This is a genomic window from Meridianimaribacter flavus (assembly GCF_004366715.1).
Lineage (GTDB): Bacteria > Bacteroidota > Bacteroidia > Flavobacteriales > Flavobacteriaceae > Gaetbulibacter_B > Gaetbulibacter_B jejuensis.
Genome location: NZ_SOQZ01000006.1, coordinates 61,470 through 82,902, shown reverse-complemented (window position 1 = coordinate 82,902; position 21,433 = coordinate 61,470). Strand labels below are relative to the sequence as shown.

The 21,433-nt window shown below is 33.4% G+C and carries 14 protein-coding genes and 1 tRNA gene; 7 read left to right on the top strand and 8 right to left on the bottom strand.

Features of this window, described 5'->3' with window-relative positions; translation table 11 throughout:
• Window positions 1-2 precede the first annotated feature (2 nt).
• From A8975_RS12345 to A8975_RS12320, 6 genes are all read right to left on the bottom strand, one after another.
• Entirely contained in the window at window positions 3-1,184 is a 1,182-nt protein-coding gene (locus A8975_RS12345; RefSeq protein ID WP_134200835.1) for a sialidase family protein, read from the bottom strand.
• Window positions 1,177-2,745 (bottom strand): M20/M25/M40 family metallo-hydrolase, encoded by a 1,569-nt coding sequence (locus tag A8975_RS12340; RefSeq protein WP_134200833.1) that lies wholly within the window; start codon window positions 2,743-2,745, stop codon window positions 1,177-1,179. The genes A8975_RS12345 and A8975_RS12340 overlap by 8 nt, the downstream gene beginning before the upstream one ends.
• Before the next feature lie 346 nt (window positions 2,746-3,091).
• Window positions 3,092-3,174, bottom strand: a tRNA-Tyr gene (locus tag A8975_RS12335).
• Between the two features lie 76 nt (window positions 3,175-3,250).
• The gene (locus A8975_RS12330; RefSeq protein WP_134200831.1) at window positions 3,251-6,040 is read right to left on the bottom strand and encodes a TonB-dependent receptor; all 2,790 of its coding nucleotides are present in this window, start codon (window positions 6,038-6,040) and stop codon (window positions 3,251-3,253) included.
• Window positions 6,041-6,077: 37 nt separating this feature from the next.
• Entirely contained in the window at window positions 6,078-6,965 is an 888-nt protein-coding gene (locus A8975_RS12325; RefSeq protein ID WP_131508893.1) for a GLPGLI family protein, read from the bottom strand.
• A gap of 103 nt (window positions 6,966-7,068) precedes the next feature.
• Window positions 7,069-7,914, bottom strand: a complete 846-nt coding sequence (locus tag A8975_RS12320) for a GLPGLI family protein (RefSeq protein ID WP_134200829.1) — start codon at window positions 7,912-7,914, stop codon at window positions 7,069-7,071.
• A gap of 124 nt (window positions 7,915-8,038) precedes the next feature.
• On the opposite strand from A8975_RS12320, the gene A8975_RS12315 reads away from it, so the two are divergent.
• The 4 genes from A8975_RS12315 (at window position 8,039) to A8975_RS12300 (ending at window position 12,362) form a co-directional block, all read left to right on the top strand.
• A complete protein-coding gene (locus tag A8975_RS12315) occupies window positions 8,039-9,511 on the top strand; it encodes a sensor histidine kinase (RefSeq protein ID WP_134200827.1) in 1,473 nt (490 codons plus the stop codon).
• The gene (locus A8975_RS12310; protein ID WP_134200825.1) at window positions 9,504-10,184 is read left to right on the top strand and encodes a response regulator transcription factor; all 681 of its coding nucleotides are present in this window, start codon (window positions 9,504-9,506) and stop codon (window positions 10,182-10,184) included. Before A8975_RS12315 ends, A8975_RS12310 begins: the two co-directional genes overlap by 8 nt.
• 98 nt (window positions 10,185-10,282) lie before the next feature.
• Window positions 10,283-11,686, top strand: a complete 1,404-nt coding sequence (locus A8975_RS12305; RefSeq protein WP_134200823.1) for a sensor histidine kinase — start codon at window positions 10,283-10,285, stop codon at window positions 11,684-11,686.
• A complete protein-coding gene (locus A8975_RS12300; protein WP_131508887.1) occupies window positions 11,661-12,362 on the top strand; it encodes a response regulator transcription factor in 702 nt (233 codons plus the stop codon). Before A8975_RS12305 ends, A8975_RS12300 begins: the two co-directional genes overlap by 26 nt.
• A gap of 75 nt (window positions 12,363-12,437) precedes the next feature.
• On the opposite strand, the gene A8975_RS12295 is transcribed toward A8975_RS12300, so the two are convergent.
• Window positions 12,438-15,653, bottom strand: coding sequence for a T9SS-dependent choice-of-anchor J family protein (locus tag A8975_RS12295; protein WP_134200821.1), 3,216 nt, complete (start codon window positions 15,651-15,653; stop codon window positions 12,438-12,440).
• 194 nt (window positions 15,654-15,847) lie between these two features.
• Between A8975_RS12295 and A8975_RS12290 the strand changes: the two genes are divergently transcribed.
• From A8975_RS12290 to A8975_RS12280, 3 genes are all read left to right on the top strand, one after another.
• Window positions 15,848-17,437, top strand: coding sequence for a T9SS type A sorting domain-containing protein (locus A8975_RS12290; protein ID WP_134200819.1), 1,590 nt, complete (start codon window positions 15,848-15,850; stop codon window positions 17,435-17,437).
• A 96-nt stretch (window positions 17,438-17,533) separates the two neighbouring features.
• A complete protein-coding gene (locus A8975_RS12285; RefSeq protein WP_134200817.1) occupies window positions 17,534-18,313 on the top strand; it encodes a hypothetical protein in 780 nt (259 codons plus the stop codon).
• Between the two features lie 2 nt (window positions 18,314-18,315).
• Window positions 18,316-18,930, top strand: a complete 615-nt coding sequence (locus A8975_RS12280; RefSeq protein ID WP_129761130.1) for a deoxynucleoside kinase — start codon at window positions 18,316-18,318, stop codon at window positions 18,928-18,930.
• Window positions 18,931-18,997: 67 nt separating this feature from the next.
• Here A8975_RS12280 and A8975_RS12275 read toward each other — a convergent pair whose 3' ends face one another.
• Window positions 18,998-21,415, bottom strand: a complete 2,418-nt coding sequence (locus A8975_RS12275) for a sodium-translocating pyrophosphatase (RefSeq protein WP_129761131.1) — start codon at window positions 21,413-21,415, stop codon at window positions 18,998-19,000.
• Window positions 21,416-21,433 lie beyond the last annotated feature (18 nt).

Genomic DNA, 21,433 nt, shown 5'->3' with positions numbered 1-21,433 from the left:
TATTAATCTATTTTCAAGCTCTCAATAGGAACTCTCGTTAATTCTACATCTTCTTTATTTGTAGCATAAGACACATAAAGGTAATTATTCCAAATTACGCTTTTAGGGTAGCTATAACCTACTCGTTTATATTTACCTTCAAATCGCATAGGTTGTAAATCAGATTCGTTTCCGCTACGCAACAAAAAGGCTTTATCAAACAAAAAACCATCTTCACTAAGTGTTACAACTAATGGAATTCTTGTTTTGCTTCCTGAAGGATTATTGACCATAAACGCAGTTCCATCTGGTAAATTACCTGCACTCTGTTTTGCCCTGGAATCAGGAGTATCAACCAATTGAGGCATCGTCCATGTTACTCCATTGTCATAACTTACTGATGCCAATTTTTTAAACGTACTTTCTTGATCTCTAAACACCATAACTATAGCTTTGTCCTTTTTCCTGTAAAACCAACTAGGTTCAATTGCTCTACTCATATTTTTATCAGAAGGCAAATTTTTCATCTTTCCTGCTTGCCAACCAGATATTCCTAAAGGGTCATCAGTATAAAAAGGTGTGATTTTTAAACCAGGTTGCATATGAAAAGCAGTTACAACTCTTCTATTAGGCACTGCATGTACATCTTGCTCAATGATTCCTAAAATAGGATTTCCTAATTTATCAGTAACTTTTTTAGGAGTTGACCAATCTACTCCATTACTTGAAGTCATATACTCTGTATAACCTTGTTTAGGATTAGCTTCGTCTTTTGGCCATACACAAATGTAAGCCACAAGTGTTTCACCATTACTCCACCAACCTCCACTTGTAGTGATTTTTGAACTAGATGTTAATGTTAGCGCAATAGGTTTGCTCCAAACTTTTCCGTCATAACTTCTAGAATAAAACACTTGAGTATCTTCTCCATCTTCATCTACCGAAGAACTCTGCCATTGCGCATAGAGCATGTGTTTAAAAGGAAATAACACCACTCCATGATTGTATTTGTTTTCGTTCTCTGTAGGTGCAAAAATAGTAACTGTTTCTTTGTTTTTAGCCTCAGTAAGCCCAAGTGTATTGGGTTGGTTACTATCAAAAAGATTTGCTACATGAAAAGGTGCTGCTACTTCTTTTTCCTTACAGGTCAAAACCAACAAAGAAGCAACAACTAACGCATATACTTTTAATTTAGATTTAATCATCTAAACCTCCTCTTCGTTTTGGTGAACGTTGCTCAGGCCATATTTTTTGTTCTCCTGTTCTTGGGTCAATAGGCAATACAATTTTTTCTCTAGAAGCTAGATTAGGATCCTCTGATGCCATATAAGCCATAATTGCAGTTAAAATAACATTACTTCTTACGTCATCAAAAACAATTTTATCATAAGTATCTCTGTTGGTATGCCACGTATATTTTCGGTATGACCAATCTAAAGCACTCAAATAAAATGCAGGAACACCAGCCGCCACAAAAGATGCATTATCTGAGCCTCCACTACTAGGCGAACCAGGGAAATCGGTTTTTATTTGGTCTTTTATTTCTCTTGGAACAGGATACATCCATCTTGAAATATAGTCGTATGCATTTAAATATCCAGCACCAGAAATTTCTATAACGCGACCTGTACCATTATCCTGATTAAAAACAGCTTGTACATGTTCTACAATTTCAGGGTGGTCTTCAACAAACGCTCTTGATCCATTAAGACCTTGTTCTTCACTTCCCCAATGCCCTACTAAAATGGTACGCTTTGGGTTAGGATATACTTTTTTAAGGATTCGCATTACTTCCATCATTAAAATAGTACCTGTACCATTATCGGTTGCTCCTGTTGCACCATCCCAAGAATCTAAATGCGCTGAAAGAATAACATATTCGTTTGGCAATTCTTTTCCTTCTATTTTACCTATTGTATTAAAAGTTGGTACTACTCCTAAATCTTTGGATTGTGCAACTACTTTTAAAGTTGGCGTATTACCACTCTCAGCAAGTCTGTAAAGCATTGTATAATCTTCCATTTCAATATCTAAAGTTGGAATATTATCAGTACGTGAACTAAAAATTCTATTCACACCAAACCCTTTAGACCAATATGAAGACAATATTCCTGCTGCTCCTGCATCTTCAAAAGCTTTAATAATACCTCTTCTACCATAACCTGTTCTTGCTATATTTTGCAACCATTCCTTAGTCAATGAATCACGTTGTTGCTTCATACGTTCATAGGATGTTTCGGTTGCAAATTCTTCCCAATTTTCATCTGGTCGACCTGTAATTTGCTTCATAGAAGTTAGTACAAACTTCCCTTTTACATTTGGCAGCCATTTTACAAAATCTAAAGAATCTTTAATTCTAGGTATAGCAATTACCTCAGCCGTAATACCTTCTTGTGGTGTACTTGGACTCCAAGCTAACTGCATTCCTTCTAACGACTGCACTCTTGGTGATACCATATCCACATGAGTAATACCTCTTTCCCAAGCTTTCCATTCTCCCCATTGTTCGTTTTCTGCAGAAATTCCCCAATCATCATAGGTATCAACCACCCAATCATTGGCTTGTTTCATTTGAGGTGTCCCAACCAATCTTGGACCAATTACATCTAATAAATGGTGTGCTAAGGATTCTAATTGTGAATTTTCATTTGCTTCTTTAATAATGTCCTCAACTACTTTGTTTTCCTCTTTATTTTGAGAATACGCTGAAAATGTCATTAAAAACAAGGCTAGAAAAGTATTTCTAATTATTTTATTTGAAATCATACATTTATGGATTTGCTATTAATTTTAAGAACCGTAAGTTAAAACTATTTTTAAAATTGTGCCTCTAAATAAACGTTAAGACTGGAGAGAAACTAGTAAGTTTTCATGGAGGATTAACCGCGTTGATCCTACAAAGCTAAGCTTTGAAAACACAAAGACCTACAAAACAAAAAAAGCAAGCTTTATGTTTTGCTTGCTAGAATAATTTAATGAGATTCATAGGGGAATCTGCTCTTTTTATTGAGGATTAACTGCGTTGATCCTGCAAAGCTACGCTTTGAAAACACAAAGACCCACAAAACAAAAAAGCAAGCTTTATGTTTTGCTTGCTCTTTGTATTTATTCGTGGGGAGAGCAGGATTCGAACCTGCGAAGTTAAAAAACAACAGATTTACAGTCTGTCCTCGTTGGCCGCTTGAGTATCTCCCCAAAACCGTTGGCAAATATATTATTGTTTTTGTTCTGAACAAACAATAATTTATCAATTTGTAAAAAATATTACTTTTTACAACTCATATTGCAATCTAAAAGTTATAAAACGCGGTTGAATAAACGTTTCAGAACTGAATACCGAAATACTTCCTGCTCCATTGCTAACATTAGAATCAATATCTAATAAGTTTGAAGCTATTAGTGAGTATTCCCATTTAGCATCTCTGTCTTTTCTATAGCGTAATGAAGCATTCCAAGTTCTAAAAACATCTTTTTGTCCTTCGCCATTATCTTGTTCGTTATAGGTAAAGTCTGTTAAAAACGATACCGAATTCCAAATATAAGCATCAAACTCGATTGAAGGTGCATTTGTGGTGTAAGTTACACTATTTGTTCCTTGGTCATTTTTAGACACACTATATGCATATCTAAACGATACGTTTGGCGCTTCTCTAAAGTTTGTTCTAATTTCTGGAGTATAGCTTTGTGAAAAACTCTCATTTACAGATTGAGTTCCTTGAACAAATTGGTTGTTTTTACTGTAATTAAAATTTGCTCTTAAACTTGCTCTTACTTTACCAAAGGTACGTTGCACTCTACCAAAAAGAGATGCGCTTTCGTCGGCAAATCCAGAATTGAAATAAGTACTTGTTCTAATTACATTTTCAAAATTGGTTAATGAACGTATTTGATCTATGTTTTTACTATAATTTGCTCCAGCAAACACATTGGTATAATTAAACAAATTGAAACTATGATAAAACAAGCTCAAATTGTGCGAAAGGGCATTTTGCAATTCTGCATTACCATAATTAATACTATTGTAATTATTAAGCACTAACCCTTCAGCTATATTAGTAACATCAGTAAACGATGTATTCATTCGGTAATTAAAGGTTAAGCTTTCACTCTTTTTAAATTGAATTCTGGTTTCAAAATCTGGTAAAACCATAAAGAAATTATCGTCAAATAAGGTTTCGCCTGCTTGTGTGTTTTTATTGCTGTATGCATGTAACGACAGTCCTGGAGTAAAGGTAAATTTCCCTGATTTTAACCTATAATGTACACCAAGATAAATATCAGAAAAATTATACTCTACATCATTTATTGCAGTCAGCATATTGCCCTCTGCATCAGTAACCTGAGGTGTTGGGTCTAATTGTGTTCCGTCATCTAAAAACTGAAAGATATTAGAATTGAACTTTTGATTACTTAAAATCGTTCCTAAGGTAAAGTTGATGTTACTTTTTGAATTTAAAATATTGTAGTAATCCAATTTAGCATCTAATTGGTTGGATTTTACACGACGGTCTTGATTTAAATTATATGAAAACTGGTCTAAATCTAGCCCTAATCCTGATGCTGTAGTATCAAACGCATCTTGGTTTTCTTCGTCATCATTGTTTGTTGGGTCGTTAACCAATAGCGCATTGTAGAACGGATCTTCGTCTTTTATTAAATGTTGTGCTTCTAGAGCAAAAATATTATTCTCGTTTAACGTGTAGTAGTAGTTAAAATTCTGATTAATACTGAATGGTGAAGCTGTGTCAACCTGATCAGTATTACCTACTACAGATGAAAATAAATTTTGGCGCTCTTCATCATCAGAAAATCGTGCCAACACGTCATAATCTAATTGATTATTAACGTTTGGTTGGTATTTAGCGCTAAGCTTTGCCAAAAACTGGTTTGTTGCCTCTCTTCCTGTTTGTACAGTAGCTTCATCTGGCGGAATATTTGCCGACTCGTCTATTGGTGTATTTGGGTCGTCTTCAAACTCAATATAATCTATAAAACTCTCTTCTCTAGTTCGCATTCTAGAACTATTGTAAATAAGAAAACCGCTAAAATCCAATGATTTTTTAGGCGAATAGCTAAAGTTAGTTGCAATAAGTTTTGTAACAACTTCTTGAGCTCTTGAGATATTTGTCAATCCTCCTAATCCATTATCTCCTAAATTAATACTCGTTCCACTGGTTCTACTTGGCATTCTAAAACCACCTCCAAAGTTTCTTAAATCTCTATTAGTTAAAGCAACTTCACCAACATTATTCATATCTCCAATGATGTTGACACTGTATTTTGGACTGTAATAAAATAGTTTTGGTTGCACCAAATACAACTCATCATTAGGTGAAGGTGCAGTACCAGCTCCTAATGTAACATCACCAAACCAAAAATTCTCTTTTCCTTCTTTTAACTTAATGTTAATTGCAACGTTATCTTGATTGTTTTGAACACCACTAAGCTGACCAACTTCAGAATAGTTACGGAGTACTTGAACTTTATCTACTGCATTAGAAGGAATATTTTTGGTCGCTAATTTTGTGTCACCATCAAAAAAATCTTTTCCATTTACCATTAACTTACTCACTTCCTTCCCTTCAACCTCAATGGTTCCGTCGTCATTAACCTCAACTCCAGGTAGTTTTTTAAGGACATCTTCTAGCTTCCGTTCGGTTCCATTTTTAAAGGAATCAGCATTATAAATTAGTGTATCTCCTTTGACTGTTACTGGCATTTCGTAAACCAATTCAACCGCATCTAAACTATTATCAACTTTTAAAGTGAAGTCTTTTTTTAAATCGGCTTCTTTAGTGTTCAACAGCTCTTCGTAAGTTTTCATTCCAATATAACTCACCTGAATTTTGTATGCCGAATTTTTATCTAACGAAAGTTTAAAAAGTCCTTTATCATTAGTTACAGCATAAGACTCCAGAATTTTTGTTTCTTGATTAATTGCAACAACATTAGCAAGTTCAAGCGGAGTTCCTATACTGTCTTTTACTACACCTTCTACTTTTATTTGAGCAAAGGAATTGCTTGCTGCTAAGAGCAGCATGAACATAAAGATTTTTTTCATTTGATTTTTTAGTTGGGATTATTTAAACGTGAATTGATTAGAAACGTCTGTTACCACGACCTCCTCTGCCTCCATACATTTCGCGCATTTCTTCAATTTTATCTTTCATGATTTGGTTGTACTCTTCTCTTGTTACTTCTTTACCTTTTGAAGGCATTTTAATCTCTTCTTTTTCTTCAGGATTCATTACAATTTTAGAACACAATATTGTTGTTCTACCAGCATTAACCTCAAGAATTAAACCTGGTAATCCCCAATATTCTCCTGGACCTTGGTTCACTGGGATTTGTGGTGTATACCAAGCTGTAATGGTTATTTCTTTTGGCACTTCCAACTCACTCATTGGATCATCTCTATCTACTGAATCTTTAGATTTTTCTGCTTTTTCCTTTTCGTCATTGCCTCTATCTCTTCGTCTTCGCATATTCATAAAATCCATCTCATCTACTTTTTTTACAGCTGTAGCTTTATAACAAGTGTATTGACCAATTTGCTTGGTTTCTCCCTCCATTTTCCACTCTAGAGTTTCAAGCTCATCAACAACTAAAAACTGTTTTCCAAAAAACTCCTGTTCTTGTAAAAGCTTAGATTCCTTCACATTTTTGTATTGCGGACCACCTGTAAAACTACTCATCATTCCTCTCCATGGACCTCCTCCAGAACCTGGTGTTTCTAGCTTTTCTTCTTCTTTATATGTAGATTCTGTTCTATTAAAGGTTAGTATAAAGGTTTTTTCAAGCATGCTTTTCATACGCTCAGTAATCATCTTTTTTTGTTCTTCGCTCATTTGTCGACCTCCAAAATTATCCATGTCGACTGTAGTCTTAGATTGATAGATTGCTTTACCTTGAAATTCTTGAGCTAAAAGCGTGTTACTGAATAGTGTAATTAATACAACACAAAGTTTAATTGAGATTGATTTCATTGTTTTATGTCTAAAGAGTTTGTGTTAAAAATACAGTTTTAACTATTGTTAGACATCTAAAACAATTGAAAGTTTAATTGTAAAATGTTAAAATCCAATAAAATCAACCTCCTATTCTTATCTCAATCTCTTGTCCATCACCTTTTCCTCTTCTTGGGCTATAACGTTCTTTCATTTCTTCCATTTTCTTTTCCATAATTTTATCAAACTCTTCTTTAGTCACTTTTTTACCTTTTTTAGGCTCAGTGATTTCAACTTCATTTTTTGGATTGAGCACTATTTTACTACAAATGACAGTTTCTGACCCATCGTTTACCTCAAGAATTAAACCTGGGAGCCCATAATAATTACCAGGACCATTGTTTACAGGAATTTGAGGCGTATACCATGCTGTAATAGTTATGGTTTCCATTTCAGGTTCTTTTTCTTCATCTAGATCTTTATCACCATTAACACTAATACCTCCAACAATTTTTGGTCGCTCGCGAGTTATGGTTGCTTTATAGCAAGTGTATTCGCCAATGTTTTTAGTCTCTGAGCCAAATTGCCAATCAAGTTTTTTTAGCTCGTCTTTTATCAAAAAGATTTTTCCAAACACATCATTTTGATTAGTGTAGCGTTCTTCTTTTGTGTTTTTATACAGCACATCTGCTCCTCCTGTGTTTATCATTACTACTTCCATCCCACCAGGTTGAGGAGCTCCAAGCGATTCTTCTTCTTTATAAACCGATTCTTCTTTATTAAACGTAAGTATGTACGTTTTTTCAAACTGCTTTTTAAGCATATCCATCATTTTTTGATGCATTTCAGAGTTTACCTGAGTACTGTCTAGCTTAATATCTACTTTTCGTTTTGACTTGTAGGTTGCAACTCCTGTAAACTCTTGAGCACTTACTTTTGTTACAACCAACATCATAACACAAACCGTAAGCTTAATAAATGTGTTCATTCTATATTCGTTTTTTGATTAATACTTTACAAACTTAAGCCAACCCAAATGAGTATTAAGTTAACCAGTGTTAACGTGTGTTAACCGATTAGTTTTTATCTACTTTAACATTTACTTTTGACCTATGAATGATTCTAGATACCGAATAATATTATACTTCATAGTTACCGTAATACTCAGTACTATTGCGATACAAGTGTATTGGAATTATAAAAACTATTTAGCCAACAAGCAGCAACTTATTAAAGATGTTCAGGTGAGTTTAGATAAAGCTGTTGATGATTACTATGTTAATCTTGCTGAACAAACCACCATTGGATTTGCTTTTGAAGGCAATGACAAGGACGACTTTTTTGCCGAAGATCATAAGTTTGACTCCATTTTAAAGCAAATTGATATTACCCAAAAAAAGTTTAAAAACCTTGATAGCCTTAATCTTGAAACTACTGATGGCATTTCTATTTATAGAGGCGCTAATGTAGATTCAATTTTAAATGCAAAATGGGATCACAAAAAGCTGAATTCTATTGACATAAAAAAAGACTCTATAAAAGTAAAAGGGTTTGAATTGCTTACATCTAAAGTTGTTATTTCTATTTCAAATCACACGCTTGATGTTAAAAAAATTGACAGTTTAATAACTACTGACTTATCTCAAAAAAACATCACTATTGATTACACACTTGATTTTAATAGAGACAAAACAAAGAGGATAAAAGACACAATAACCGATTCAAAAAACATTTTAAACGTTGTTTCAAAATCTACGTTATTACCTAAAGGAAGCTCTCTAAATTTAAGTTTTGAAAATCAAACAAAGCTTATTTTAAAACGCATTTTTGGTGGTATTTTAATTTCTACATTGTTAATTCTGGCAGTGATAAGCTGTTTGTTTTATTTACTTAAAATCATCAAGCACCAAAAACAATTAGCTGAAGTAAAAAATGACCTCATTAGCAACATTACACACGAATTCAAAACACCTATTGCAACCATTGGTGTTGCACTTGAAAGCATTCAAAACTTTAATGTTATTGAAGATAAAGCTAAAACAAAAACGTATTTAGATTTATCAAACACGCAGCTTTCAAAATTAAACACTATGGTTGAAAAGTTACTAGAAACCGCTACACTTGATAGTGAAAATCTTGAGCTCAACAAAGACACTTATAACATCTCGGAAATTTTGACCACGAGTATTGAAAAACATCAACTTAACAGTGACAAAACCATAACTTTCAGTATACCTGAAAACATTTCGGCAAAAGTAGATGTGTTCCATTTTGAAAATGCCATCAATAATATTATTGACAATGCTATAAAATATGGTGGAGATGCGATTTCAATGTCGCTCGAGCAAAATCATTTTGCGTTTACCATTACTATTTCTGACAATGGAAACACGCTAACCAAAGCTAATAAAGACAAGATTTTCGAGAAATTTTACCGAGTTCCTAAGGGCAACACTCATGATGTTAAAGGTTTTGGAATTGGACTGTATTACACCAAAAAAATTGCAGAAAAACACAACGGAACTATCACTGTTGATTTAAAAAATAACATCACCTCATTTAAAATAACATTACCTAATGCCTAAAACCACCATTTTATTAGCCGAAGATGAGCCAGCACTTGGTCAAATTATTAAGGAAAGTCTTGAAACCAGAGACTTTAATGTTATTTTGTGTGATAATGGTGAAAAAGCATTTGAAAAATACCAGTCTGAAACTCCAGAAATTTTAGTCTTGGACGTTATGATGCCCAAAAAAGATGGATTTACATTAGCTAAAGACATTAGAGCAATTGATGATACAATTCCTATTATTTTTTTAACTGCCAAATCGCAAACGCAAGATGTTGTTGAGGGTTTTACCATAGGTGGAAATGATTACTTAAAAAAACCGTTTAGCATGGAAGAGCTTATTGTAAGAATTAACAATTTGCTAAACAGAACACAGGCACAAAAAACTTCAGAAGTATTAAAAATTGGAGATTATACGTTTGATTTCCCAAAGCAAACACTTCAATTTAACGCTGAAGAAAAATCACAACTCACACATAGAGAAGCGCATTTACTATTTCATTTAATTAAAAACAAAAACCAGGTTTTAGAGAGGTCTATCATCTTGAATAAACTTTGGGGAAATGACGATTTTTTCTCTGCAAGAAGCATGGACGTTTTTATCACTAAACTTCGAAAAAAACTATCTAAAGACGACACTATCCAAATCATAAACGTAAGAGGCTTTGGGTATAAACTCATTGGTTAATTTCATTTTCCTATTTTTATAGAAATATTCTCGGTTAACAATAAGTTAATAGAGTATTGTATTAAACTGTTTTCATCTTTTTATGGTAATTTAACTCTATGCAAATAAAATCGAAATTCCTTATTGCTGGAGCAATTATTGCCTTAATAGCCTTGACGAGCATGCAAGGGTATTTAACGTTCAACACCTTTGATCTTAGAAAAAAAAGCTTTGCAGTTGACTCTAGAACCAAAATAGGCGACATAATAAAAACCAAATATGTTGATTCATTATCGTGGCATTATCGTATGGATTTTGTAGACAAAATTCCTGATTATAAACGAAACCGAATTAGTAAAGAAGAACTCCTCGCAGATTTAAAGTTTTTTGCCAACGACAGGAACGACGAATTTACAGAATACTTCAATAAAGAAGCTGAGCGCTTGGGTTTAAACGAAAATATATTATTTAAAAAAGTAGCATCTTCAATTCAGCTTATTGATGAAAATGGAAACGTCGAAAACCTTCTTATAGAAGACAAAGATTCACCAATATTTTTAATTGGTACTGATTTCCTACTTGAAGAAGGATTACTCATTAATGCTTGGAACTGGACATTTGACAAAGGGTTTATAAATGACAATCATCAACTAGAATCTGTAACAGTTAAATATAGAGCTAGTATTTACATGAAAATTGTAGATTGGGATAAAATCATTTTTAAACAACTGCTGTTTCTTTTCTTAATTGCATTTTTACTGTTTCTTTTTGTAATATCCCTAGTAACATACTCTATTAGAAACTTATTTAAACATAAGCGCATTTCTGATATTAAAACTGACTTCATCAATAATATTACTCACGAACTAAAAACACCACTTTCAACTTTATCAATTGCCACCAAAACCTTAACCAATAGGTTTGCAAAAGACAATACAGATATTGCTAAAGAATCTATTGACACTATTAACAGACAAAATAAACGTCTTCAAAATTTAATTGATCAGGTAGTAGATAACAGTTTAGGGTATAACGACATTAATTTAAATCTCGAACAAGTTAGTCTGCCAGATTTTATTAATGAAGTGTGCGATGACTTTGCATTAACACTACCTACTAATATTCAATTTTTAAGAGATGTTGAAGTTAATGATACCGAAGTTGAAATTGACAAGTTTTTTCTTGGTACAGCTATAATTAATATTTTAAATAATGCCATAAAATTTGATGGCACAGTGCTTAAAATAAAGTATAACATCACTAACAACATGCATACTATTGCAATTTCTGATAATGGCATAGGCATCTCTAAAAAAAATAAAAAACTTATCTTTGATAAATTCTATAGAGTGAGCGAAAAAAACATGCACACCTACAAAGGCTTAGGCTTAGGCCTTTACTACTGTAGTCAAATTGTTAAAGCTCACCATGGAATAATAGACGTTGAAAGCAAAGTAAAAGAAGGCTCAACATTCTATATAAAAATTCCCGTAGAAAATGGAAAAGAGAATTTTATTAGCTGATGATGATATTGATTTTGGCACTACCCTAAAACAATATTTGGAGCTAAATAAGTTTGAAGTTGTTTGGGCAAAAGATGGCTCTGAAGCTTTAGATTTATTTAAAATGCACTCTTTTGACATATGCATTATTGATGTAATGATGCCTAAGCTAGATGGCTTTAAACTCTCAAAAAAACTCAGTAAGAAAAACCCCGAAACACCTTTTTTATTTTTAACTGCTCGTAAAGCTAAAGAAGACCGAATAAAAGGTTTAAGCTTAGGTGCTGATGATTATATTTCAAAACCATTTGATGTTGAGGAACTCATTTTAAGAATAAACAACATCATTAAAAGAACTAACCAGCAACAAACCATTAGCTTAGAGACTGATAAAGAAGAGCCAATTGCTATTGGCAAGTATTTATTTGACAGCAAAAATCTTACATTAAGTATAAATGGTAAAAGCGCTAAGATTACTGAAAAGGAAGCGCAGCTTATTTATTTTTTATTCACTAACAAAAATAAACTTATCCCTAGAGATGATATACTCGCAAAGGTTTGGGGACAAAGCAATTTTTTTTCTGGGAGAAGTATGGATGTATTTATTACAAGGGTAAGAAAACATCTAAAAGAAGACCCTAATATTAGTATTAATAGCGTTAGAGGTGTTGGACTAGAGTTTGTAATTAAAGATTAAAAAAACAAAAGCCAGTAAACTAAATTACTGGCCTTTTCCATGAAAAAAACTACTTTTTAGTAAAAAGTATTACGTTTAATTTTTTATAAACTTTTTAATAGCTGTATTTCCGTTTGCATCTTTAAGATTTACAAAATATATTCCATTAGCAAGATTAGATACATCAATAGTTTGTGTACTTAACTGTTGCGACAATATGTGGCTCCCATTAATACTATAAACATCAACTGTCTCAATAGTGTTACCACTTACATGTAATGTGTTTTTTACTGGGTTTGGATATATTTTAACTGAGCTGTTAAAATCATAATCATTAGCACTTAAAGAAGGATTATCCTCATAAGTAAAATTATCTATGTATAAATTATCAAAAGTTGTTGCAGCGTTGTACTTAAACACAATATAGTTGTCAGATCCAGCATAACTATCAAAGGTCACAGTTTTCTCATCCCATGCATCATCAGTCATATCTGCATCTAAAAATGTTTGATATGTAGTATATGTTGAAGCATCAGTAGGATCAGTCATAGTACCAATCTCTAAACCTCCATTGTGATCGTCATAAACATGGAAACGAATTTGTTTAGTGCTATCAAAATCAGACAACATAGGAGTAATTAAAAAGATATCTGAAGTTTCATCATTACCACTATACATTCTCACACTAATAGAACCTTCTTGAGCTTGAAAAGTACTGTATCTCACGTATGGGCTTGTTGATGCAGGATTAATTAAACTAGACCAACATGGTTCTATTTCAGCATTGTTAGCATTACCCTCAAAACCGTTAGTGAAAGTCCCTGATTCTGGCACACATAATGTCGTAAAATAAACTGGTCCAACCCATGGGCTTGTACCATTTGTATCACAATCAGCTCTTACATAAATTTCATAAGCAGTATTATCTGTAAGACTATTAAAATCGCTATTTGAAGTACTAGAAGAAGTTACAACACCTGATGCTGGCTCACCTGTTCCTGCAGGTTGCACAACATACTCCCAACTGTTTTGTCCTCCAAGAAAATTCCAACTAACCTCAACAGAAGCGTCTGTTACATTTTCAGCTACAACATTATACACTTCAGTACAAGCAGGTTGATCTGTAATTGTGACATCATCAATATAAAAAGCAATGCTTGCTCCAGTACCTGCTCCATGCTTAAGCACTACATACTCATCAGTACTTGCTGGTAAATTCACAAAATATTGAAGAAAGCTACCTGAGAAGCCACCAGTTGTTATTGGAAGTTCAGTTATTTCTTGAAAAGTGTTAGCATCCACAGGATCACTCATAGTACCAACTATTATATTAGCATCAGCATTCTCGCTATTCTTTTTAGCATAAAACTCTAGTCTATGCATACCATCATTAGCAGTAGTATGTTGAGGTAAAATAAGTAACACATTTGCACTAGCATCATTACCTGTATTCATTATAATTGCATTAGCTCCTGAGTTAGCATACGATGTAGAAGTATTTACCTCAACTAGAGGAGACCCAGAAGATGTAACGTTTTTGTTCCAGCAAAAAGGAAAATCAGCATCTGAATATAAATCAAAGTCTTCAGTAAAATTAGTTGCAAATGGCGCGCAAGCGGTTCTTATATCGTAAGGTCCAAACCAAGTGCTATAACCAGAACCATCACTACCTGCTGCATCACAATTAGCTCTAACAAAAATTCTATAAGGACTATTTGGTATAATTGCTTGTCCATCAGAATCCAATGTAATATTATTTGTAAGGGAACTTGTTACTATTGGAGTTTCTAATGCTGGATTAAAGTTTAAACTAGTTTGAACAATTACCATTTCCCATTCCGTTTGCACTTGAATATCTGGAGTAATTTCTAAGTCAAAAGAAACATCGGTAATATTACTTGCCTCTACATCTAGCACCTCAAAACAAGAAGGCTGTGTAGTAACAACTATATTGTCTAAATAAACAATCTTATTAAACGAAGCGGTTGTTTCTGGTTTAAATGCTAAATGACTTGCTGATGCATTTAACGGTACATTTACATAGTAAAGTGAATAGTTATTAGTGTTTTCAGAAGAGTTGATTAACGCAAAACTGTTAAGTTCTACAAATGTATTTTCGTCATTAGGGTCAGACATTAAACCAACTTTTATAACAGTTTCATCTGAACCTACTGAGTTTACTTTAGCTGCAAATTCTATTCTATGCATACCATCGGCAATAGTTGTACTCTCAGGAGAAACTAAAAGCATAGTATCATCATTACTCATTTGAATTTCATAGTAATTATCAGGAGAGTATGATTGCGTAGAGCTAGTATTTACTTTAAATATAGGCTCTGTTCCTGTTGAACTTGAAATTGTTGTCCAACAATAAGGAGTTACAAGTTCATCTGGCATGCTTTCAAAATTTTCAGAAAAATCATCTACTATACCACAAGCAGTTCTAAAAAATATTGGACCAATCCAATCACTCACACCATCAGTATCACAATCTGATCTCACATAAAACTCATATTCAGTATTATTAGTCAATCCTGGAACGTTTACCGAACTAGACGAAACACTAACAGGTGTAGCTGCGTCAGGATTACCAGTTCCTGGTGATTGCACAACATATTGCCACTCTAAAGCACTTGAGGTCCAGCTAACATTTACTGAAGTTTCATAAGTATCATCCACACTAATAGCACTTGGAGGATAACATGTAATTGCGTTAAAATCTAATTCAATATTCGCTCTGTAGTAATCTAAAATTCCAGAAGGTGGTGACGCAGGATCAGGATTAGTAAAATTATTTCCATAATGCAGCACTCTTCCACTAGCTTCTGAAAATCCTAAGTTGTGTGCAATAAAATCTTTAGAGTCATTATCATCTTGATTTTCGTCAACTACTATAACTAAGTTTGCTGTATTTGAGTAACTAAATGGTGTATCCAAAATTATAGACACCTCGTTATTATACACTGTAAATGTGCCTGCAAACACTTGTGTTAAGTTAGCTAAAGGAATCCAATCAGAATTAGAAGCAAAAGTATCATTAGCAGTTTCAGCCATATATACAACTATGTCATTTGAATTTTCTAAAACTCCATCAGTATAATATGTAATTTTTGAAATACTACCAGCTTGATTAATTTCTGACTGCAAATAAATACTCTGTGAGTAAGAATAATTATCGTCAGGATCAATAGGCAATTCTTGAAATGTACTTGTTGTAAGACCACCAAGCGTAACTTCATTAATTGATACCGTTTGTGCATTAGCAAAAAAGCTAAAGAACATAAGGGCAAGAAATAAGTAATTTTTTTTCATTGTATTAGTCTTTTAGTTTTAATTCTGAATTAACTTAGCTATCTTAAGACAACTCTAAGTTGAGTGTAAACTTATTCACTATTACTTATTTAACAAAGTAAACTAAGGTTAACGATAAGTTAACGGTACCTAAACACATTGAAAAAAAGTCTTTTTTTTTGACTTTTGTTACAAGACTAAAACAAATATGAATCATGACTAGAAAATTACTTTTACTCTTTGTTATTGCTTTTTCCCAAATTGTAAACGGACAAACTGATGAGCCTATTGGAGCTCCTGCTATACTTGCTTCAACATCTTATGTTTGTGAAAATGAAGAAACCGACAATTTTGTTGGGTTTACCAAATCTCCAGAATTTGCAACTTGTCCAGGTTATGATAATTGGGTTGACTCTTGGTATACATTTACACCAACTGAAACGCGTCAATATTCCATTGAAATTGAAGCTTTAACAGGAAGCATTTTTGATGTTAGAATAGGTGTTTTTTCTGGAACTATAGGCAACTTAAATAGTATGACTGGTTGTGCTACAAGGTATTTTAGCGCTACTTTAACTATGGGTCAAACTTATTACATTAACACCAGAGGAGCGAGTGCATCTACACAATATAGATTATGCGTTTATCCTTTTCCTGATGCGCCATCAAACGACGAACCTGCAAACGCTGATGTGTTGTTAGAGTCTACTTTTGATGTTTGCGAAAATGCATCTGTTGGATACACAACTAATGCAACTTATACTAGTGAAGCTGAATGCAGCACTTCAAATCCTGATGTGTGGTACAGCTTTACACCAACTGAAACTGGAGAGTATACTTTTAGAGCAGACCTTGTAAATGGTTCTACTCCTTTATACATAGGAGTATATGGCGGAACTCCTGGATTCTTAAACCCTTTCCTTGAAGAACCAACATCTCCAACCTTACAGTGTCAAGATATTGTTTTAGCCGATTTAACTGCTGGAGAAACTTATTATGTAAGCGTAACATCATCAAATTCATCACAAGCTATTTATTTTGAATTGTGTGCATACAAGTCACCTGATGCGCCATCGAACGATGATTGTTCAAACCCTATAGCACTAACAATTGGTCAGTCTTTTGAAGACAGTTACATAGTTGCTACCAATACATCTGCGTCAGTTAATCCGGGAAATTCTAATTTTCCTAACTGCGGAACCTTACCAGATTTTGGCATCTATGGTAAAGACGTATGGTTTTCGGTAGTGGTTCCTGCTTCAGGTAGCTTTACTATTGAAACTAGAGCAGAACCAACTGAAACTAATTTGAGTGACACTGCCATTGAAACTTATACTGGTTCTTGTGGAACAGAAACCTTAGAACCATTTCATTACAACCTACCTCCACCAAACACAGGAACTGCTTATTGCAGCAATCAATTTGTAATTGGAGGTAACGAATTTGCTGGTATGTTATTTACTAATAAAACTCCAGGAGAAACAGTAATAATAAGAGTTTGGGGTTGGGCTTATCAATTTGGCAAATTTAGAATTGCTGCCTACGATGCTACTTTAGGTGTTAACGAGTTTGACTTAAACAGTTTTAAATACTATCCAAACCCAACTAATAATGTATTGAATATAAAATACAACCAAAACATTAATAAAGTAACAGTAAACAGTATTATTGGAAAAGCTGTTTTAACTAAAGAAACCAATGCACAAGATGTAAGTGTAGATTTATCTAGTCTTGCTACTGGAATTTACATTGTAACCGTTAACTCTGGAGAAACTTCAACTAATTTTAAAGTTTTAAAAGAGTAGTATTAGATTAATAGCAACTTTAAAAAACACCTTTGTTTACAAAGGTGTTTTTTTATTTATGCAATATGGTTTGATTTTTGTACTTTTCATTTCGCAATGAAATGGATTAACTACATTTTTTTATTCCTTATATATTCTGGTTATGCTCAAGATAGTATACAGATAAAGCTTATAAATAGCTTAAAACTTGAAAAGGAAACGATTATTAGTATTGACGATTTTGAAACGCTTTACCATATTAAAAACAATACGTTTTATAAAACTTCAAATAATAAATCAATAAACTACAGCAATGTTCAATTAGGAAACATTACTTCTGCTAATGCTTTTAACCCATTAAAAATTAATCTGTTTTACAAGAGTTTTAATACTGTTGTTATTCTTGATAATCGTTTAGCCGAAATTTTCAAAATAGATTTTAATATGATGCAACCTTATAAAAATGTATCACATATTACTACTGGTTTTGACAATTCGCTTTGGGTTTTTAATCAAGATTTACAACAACTTGAACTTTATGATTATAAAATGAACAAGGTTAAGGTAAGATCGCTTCCTGTACAATCTAATGTACTCGATCTAAAAAGCAACTACAACTATTGCTGGATGCTTACCGAAAAGTACTTGTACAAGTACAATTATTTAGGAAGTCTTATTTCTAAAATGGAGAATAAAGGCTTCACTGAAATGGCTTTAAATAATGAAAATGTGGTTTTAAAAACTGATAATCAACTCTACTTTTTAGCAAGCAATAGTCAAGATGTTGTACCAATTCAAAGGTCAAAATTGTTAATAAATCAGTTTTTATTGGCCAATGAAACCTTGTATATTTACGACAGCAAAATCCTAAGTAAATTCCAACTAAAAATTAAATAAACATGCATGTTGCAGTAGCAGGAAACATTGGTGCAGGTAAAACAACTCTCACCAAATTATTAGCCAAACATTTTAACTGGGAACCACAATTAGAAGACGTAGTAGACAATCCGTATTTAGATGATTTTTACAACCAGATGGAGCGTTGGAGTTTTAACCTGCAGGTTTATTTTTTAAATTCTAGATTTAGACAAGTATTACAAATTCGCCAAAGCGGAAAAGACATTATACAGGACAGAACCATTTATGAAGATGCTCATATTTTTGCACCTAACCTTCATGCTATGGGATTGATGACCAATAGAGATTTTGAGAACTATCGTTCACTTTTTGATTTGATGGAATCTCTTGTTCAAGGTCCTGATTTGTTAATTTACCTTAGAAGCACTATTCCAAACTTAGTATCACAAATTCATAAACGTGGACGCGATTATGAAAACTCAATTAGCATTGATTATTTAAGTAGATTAAATGAACGTTACGAAGCTTGGATACATGGTTACGACAAAGGAAAACTACTTATCATTGATGTAGACAACCTAGATTTTGTTGCTAACCCTGAAGACCTTGGTTTTATCATTAATAAAATAGATGCCGAAATAAACGGTTTATTCTAAAGAATAAAAGACAAACAAAAAGCCACATCAAATTGATGTGGCTTTTTTGTAGTATAACTTTTGAAAACTAACTTTGTTTTTCAATTTCTTCAGTAACTGTTTTCTTAATTTTAACCTCAACATCATCAACAGTCTTATCATTGTTCATTGCTTCTACTTTAGCTTCAACTTCTTCAAGAGTACCTTCAATAATTTTTTCTTCAGTAGTGGTTTCTCCATTAACAGTTGTTGTTTTAGTTAAAACAGCTACAGCATTCCCTGTGGTTCCATCATCATTAATTTCAACGGTAATTTCTTTAGTAATATCATCGTTACCTGCTAAACCAGTTTCAGCAGTATGACCTCCTAAAATTGGAGCAATAACCAATCCTACTAAACATGTTAGCTTAATTAAAATATTCATTGATGGTCCTGATGTATCTTTAAAAGGATCTCCAACAGTATCACCAGTTACAGCAGCTTTATGCGCATCACTTCCTTTATAAGTCATTTCACCATTAATTTCAACTCCAGCTTCAAATGATTTTTTAGCGTTATCCCAAGCTCCTCCAGCATTGTTTTGGAAAATTGCCCACATTACACCACTAACACATACTCCTGCCATATAACCTCCTAATGGTTCAGCTCCAAAAATTAAACCAATTAGTATAGGAGTAATAATGGTGATTAAACCAGGTAAAATCATTTCTTTTAATGCTGCTTGTGTAGAAATATCAACACACTTTGCATACTCAGGAGTTCCTGTACCTTCCATAATTCCAGGAATTTCTTTAAACTGACGACGCACTTCATGCACCATTTCCATTGCAGCTTTTCCTACTGATTGCATTGCTAAAGCTGAGAAGATTACAGGAATCATTCCTCCAACAAATAACATTGCCAATACATCAGCTTTAAAAATGTTTATTCCATCAATTCCTGTAAACGTTACATACGCAGCAAATAGTGCTAATGCAGTTAATGCAGCAGAAGCAATAGCAAATCCTTTACCAACAGCTGCAGTTGTATTTCCTACTGAGTCTAAAATATCTGTACGCTCACGCACTTCAGGATCTAGCTCGCTCATTTCAGCAACACCACCTGCGTTATCTGCAATTGGTCCAAAAGCATCAATAGCTAACTGCATAGCTGTAGTAGCCATCATAGCAGATGCTGCTAAAGCAACACCATAAAATCCTGCTAATTCATACGATCCATAAATTGCAGCTGCAAATAAAATTACTGATGCAAATGTAGATTTCATCCCTACAGCTAAACCAGCAATAATGTTTGTTGCTGCTCCTGTTGAACTGTTTTGTACTATATCTAAAACTGGTTTTTTACCTAATGATGTAAAGTAAGCAGTAACTACCGAAATTAGTGCTCCAACAGCTAATCCTATACACGCTGACCAAAATACATTCATCGATGATACCTCTACATAACCTTCACCAAAGAACTTCATGCTCATAGTTTCAGGTAACATATATTTAATTAAGCCAAAACTAGCTGCTAAAGTTATAATGATAGCTACCCAGTTTCCTGTGTCTAATGCTTTTTGAACTTGAGCTTCTTTAGCATTATTACCAGAAATTTTCACTAAAAACGTTCCTATAATTGAAGCTAAAATACCTACACCTGCAATAACAATTGGCAACAAGATTGGTCCCATATTATTAAAGTCGTCAGTAAAAGGTGTATTGACTGACATATCTTTAATTAAGTAATTACCCAACACCATAGCTGCTAATACTGTTGCTACATAACTACCAAACAAATCGGCTCCCATACCAGCTACATCACCAACGTTATCTCCTACGTTATCTGCAATAGTTGCAGGATTACGAGGATCATCTTCAGGAATACCAGCTTCTACTTTACCAACTAAATCTGCACCAACATCGGCAGCTTTAGTGTAAATTCCACCACCTACACGTGCAAATAGTGCAATAGATTCAGCTCCTAATGAAAAACCTGCTAATGCCTCTAGAGCAATAGTCATTTCATCATAAAAAGAAGCTTCGCCAACAATAAACATTTTCATAAAAACAAAAAACAGTAAACTAAGTCCTAGTACTGCTAAACCAGCAACACCTAGTCCCATTACTGTTCCACCACCAAACGACACTTTAAGCGCTTGTGGTAAGCTTGTTTTTGCAGCTTCGGCAGTACGTGCGTTGGCTTCGGTTGCAACTCGCATACCAATGTTTCCTGCAAGAGCTGAAAAAATAGCTCCTATAATAAAAGCTACTATTATAATCCAATGTGTAGTATCAACAAAGTAAGATATTGCTCCAAGAGCTACAGATGCAATAACAACGAATATTGCTAACAATCTGTATTCGGCATTTAAAAAGGCTAGTGCACCTTCTTTAATTGATTTTGAAATGCCTTGCATTCTTTCGTTTCCAGGTGCTTGTTTTTTAACCCAAGACATCTTTACGAACATGAACAGTAATCCTACAATTGCCAATATCATTGGCACAAAAATCATATTTGATTCCATATTTTATTAATTTGATTA

What these genes read in the sequence shown, in the direction of transcription:
- A8975_RS12345 (WP_134200835.1), bottom strand. Translation starts at nt 1,184, where the DNA reads ATGATTAAATCTAAATTAAAAGTATATGCGTTAGTTGTTGCTTCTTTG.
- A8975_RS12340 (WP_134200833.1), bottom strand. Translation starts at nt 2,745, where the DNA reads ATGATTTCAAATAAAATAATTAGAAATACTTTTCTAGCCTTGTTTTTA.
- A8975_RS12330 (WP_134200831.1), bottom strand. Translation starts at nt 6,040, where the DNA reads ATGAAAAAAATCTTTATGTTCATGCTGCTCTTAGCAGCAAGCAATTCC.
- A8975_RS12325 (WP_131508893.1), bottom strand. Translation starts at nt 6,965, where the DNA reads ATGAAATCAATCTCAATTAAACTTTGTGTTGTATTAATTACACTATTC.
- A8975_RS12320 (WP_134200829.1), bottom strand. Translation starts at nt 7,914, where the DNA reads ATGAACACATTTATTAAGCTTACGGTTTGTGTTATGATGTTGGTTGTA.
- A8975_RS12315 (WP_134200827.1), top strand. Translation starts at nt 8,039, where the DNA reads ATGAATGATTCTAGATACCGAATAATATTATACTTCATAGTTACCGTA.
- A8975_RS12310 (WP_134200825.1), top strand. Translation starts at nt 9,504, where the DNA reads ATGCCTAAAACCACCATTTTATTAGCCGAAGATGAGCCAGCACTTGGT.
- A8975_RS12305 (WP_134200823.1), top strand. Translation starts at nt 10,283, where the DNA reads ATGCAAATAAAATCGAAATTCCTTATTGCTGGAGCAATTATTGCCTTA.
- A8975_RS12300 (WP_131508887.1), top strand. Translation starts at nt 11,661, where the DNA reads ATGGAAAAGAGAATTTTATTAGCTGATGATGATATTGATTTTGGCACT.
- A8975_RS12295 (WP_134200821.1), bottom strand. Translation starts at nt 15,653, where the DNA reads ATGAAAAAAAATTACTTATTTCTTGCCCTTATGTTCTTTAGCTTTTTT.
- A8975_RS12290 (WP_134200819.1), top strand. Translation starts at nt 15,848, where the DNA reads ATGACTAGAAAATTACTTTTACTCTTTGTTATTGCTTTTTCCCAAATT.
- A8975_RS12285 (WP_134200817.1), top strand. Translation starts at nt 17,534, where the DNA reads ATGAAATGGATTAACTACATTTTTTTATTCCTTATATATTCTGGTTAT.
- A8975_RS12280 (WP_129761130.1), top strand. Translation starts at nt 18,316, where the DNA reads ATGCATGTTGCAGTAGCAGGAAACATTGGTGCAGGTAAAACAACTCTC.
- A8975_RS12275 (WP_129761131.1), bottom strand. Translation starts at nt 21,415, where the DNA reads ATGGAATCAAATATGATTTTTGTGCCAATGATATTGGCAATTGTAGGA.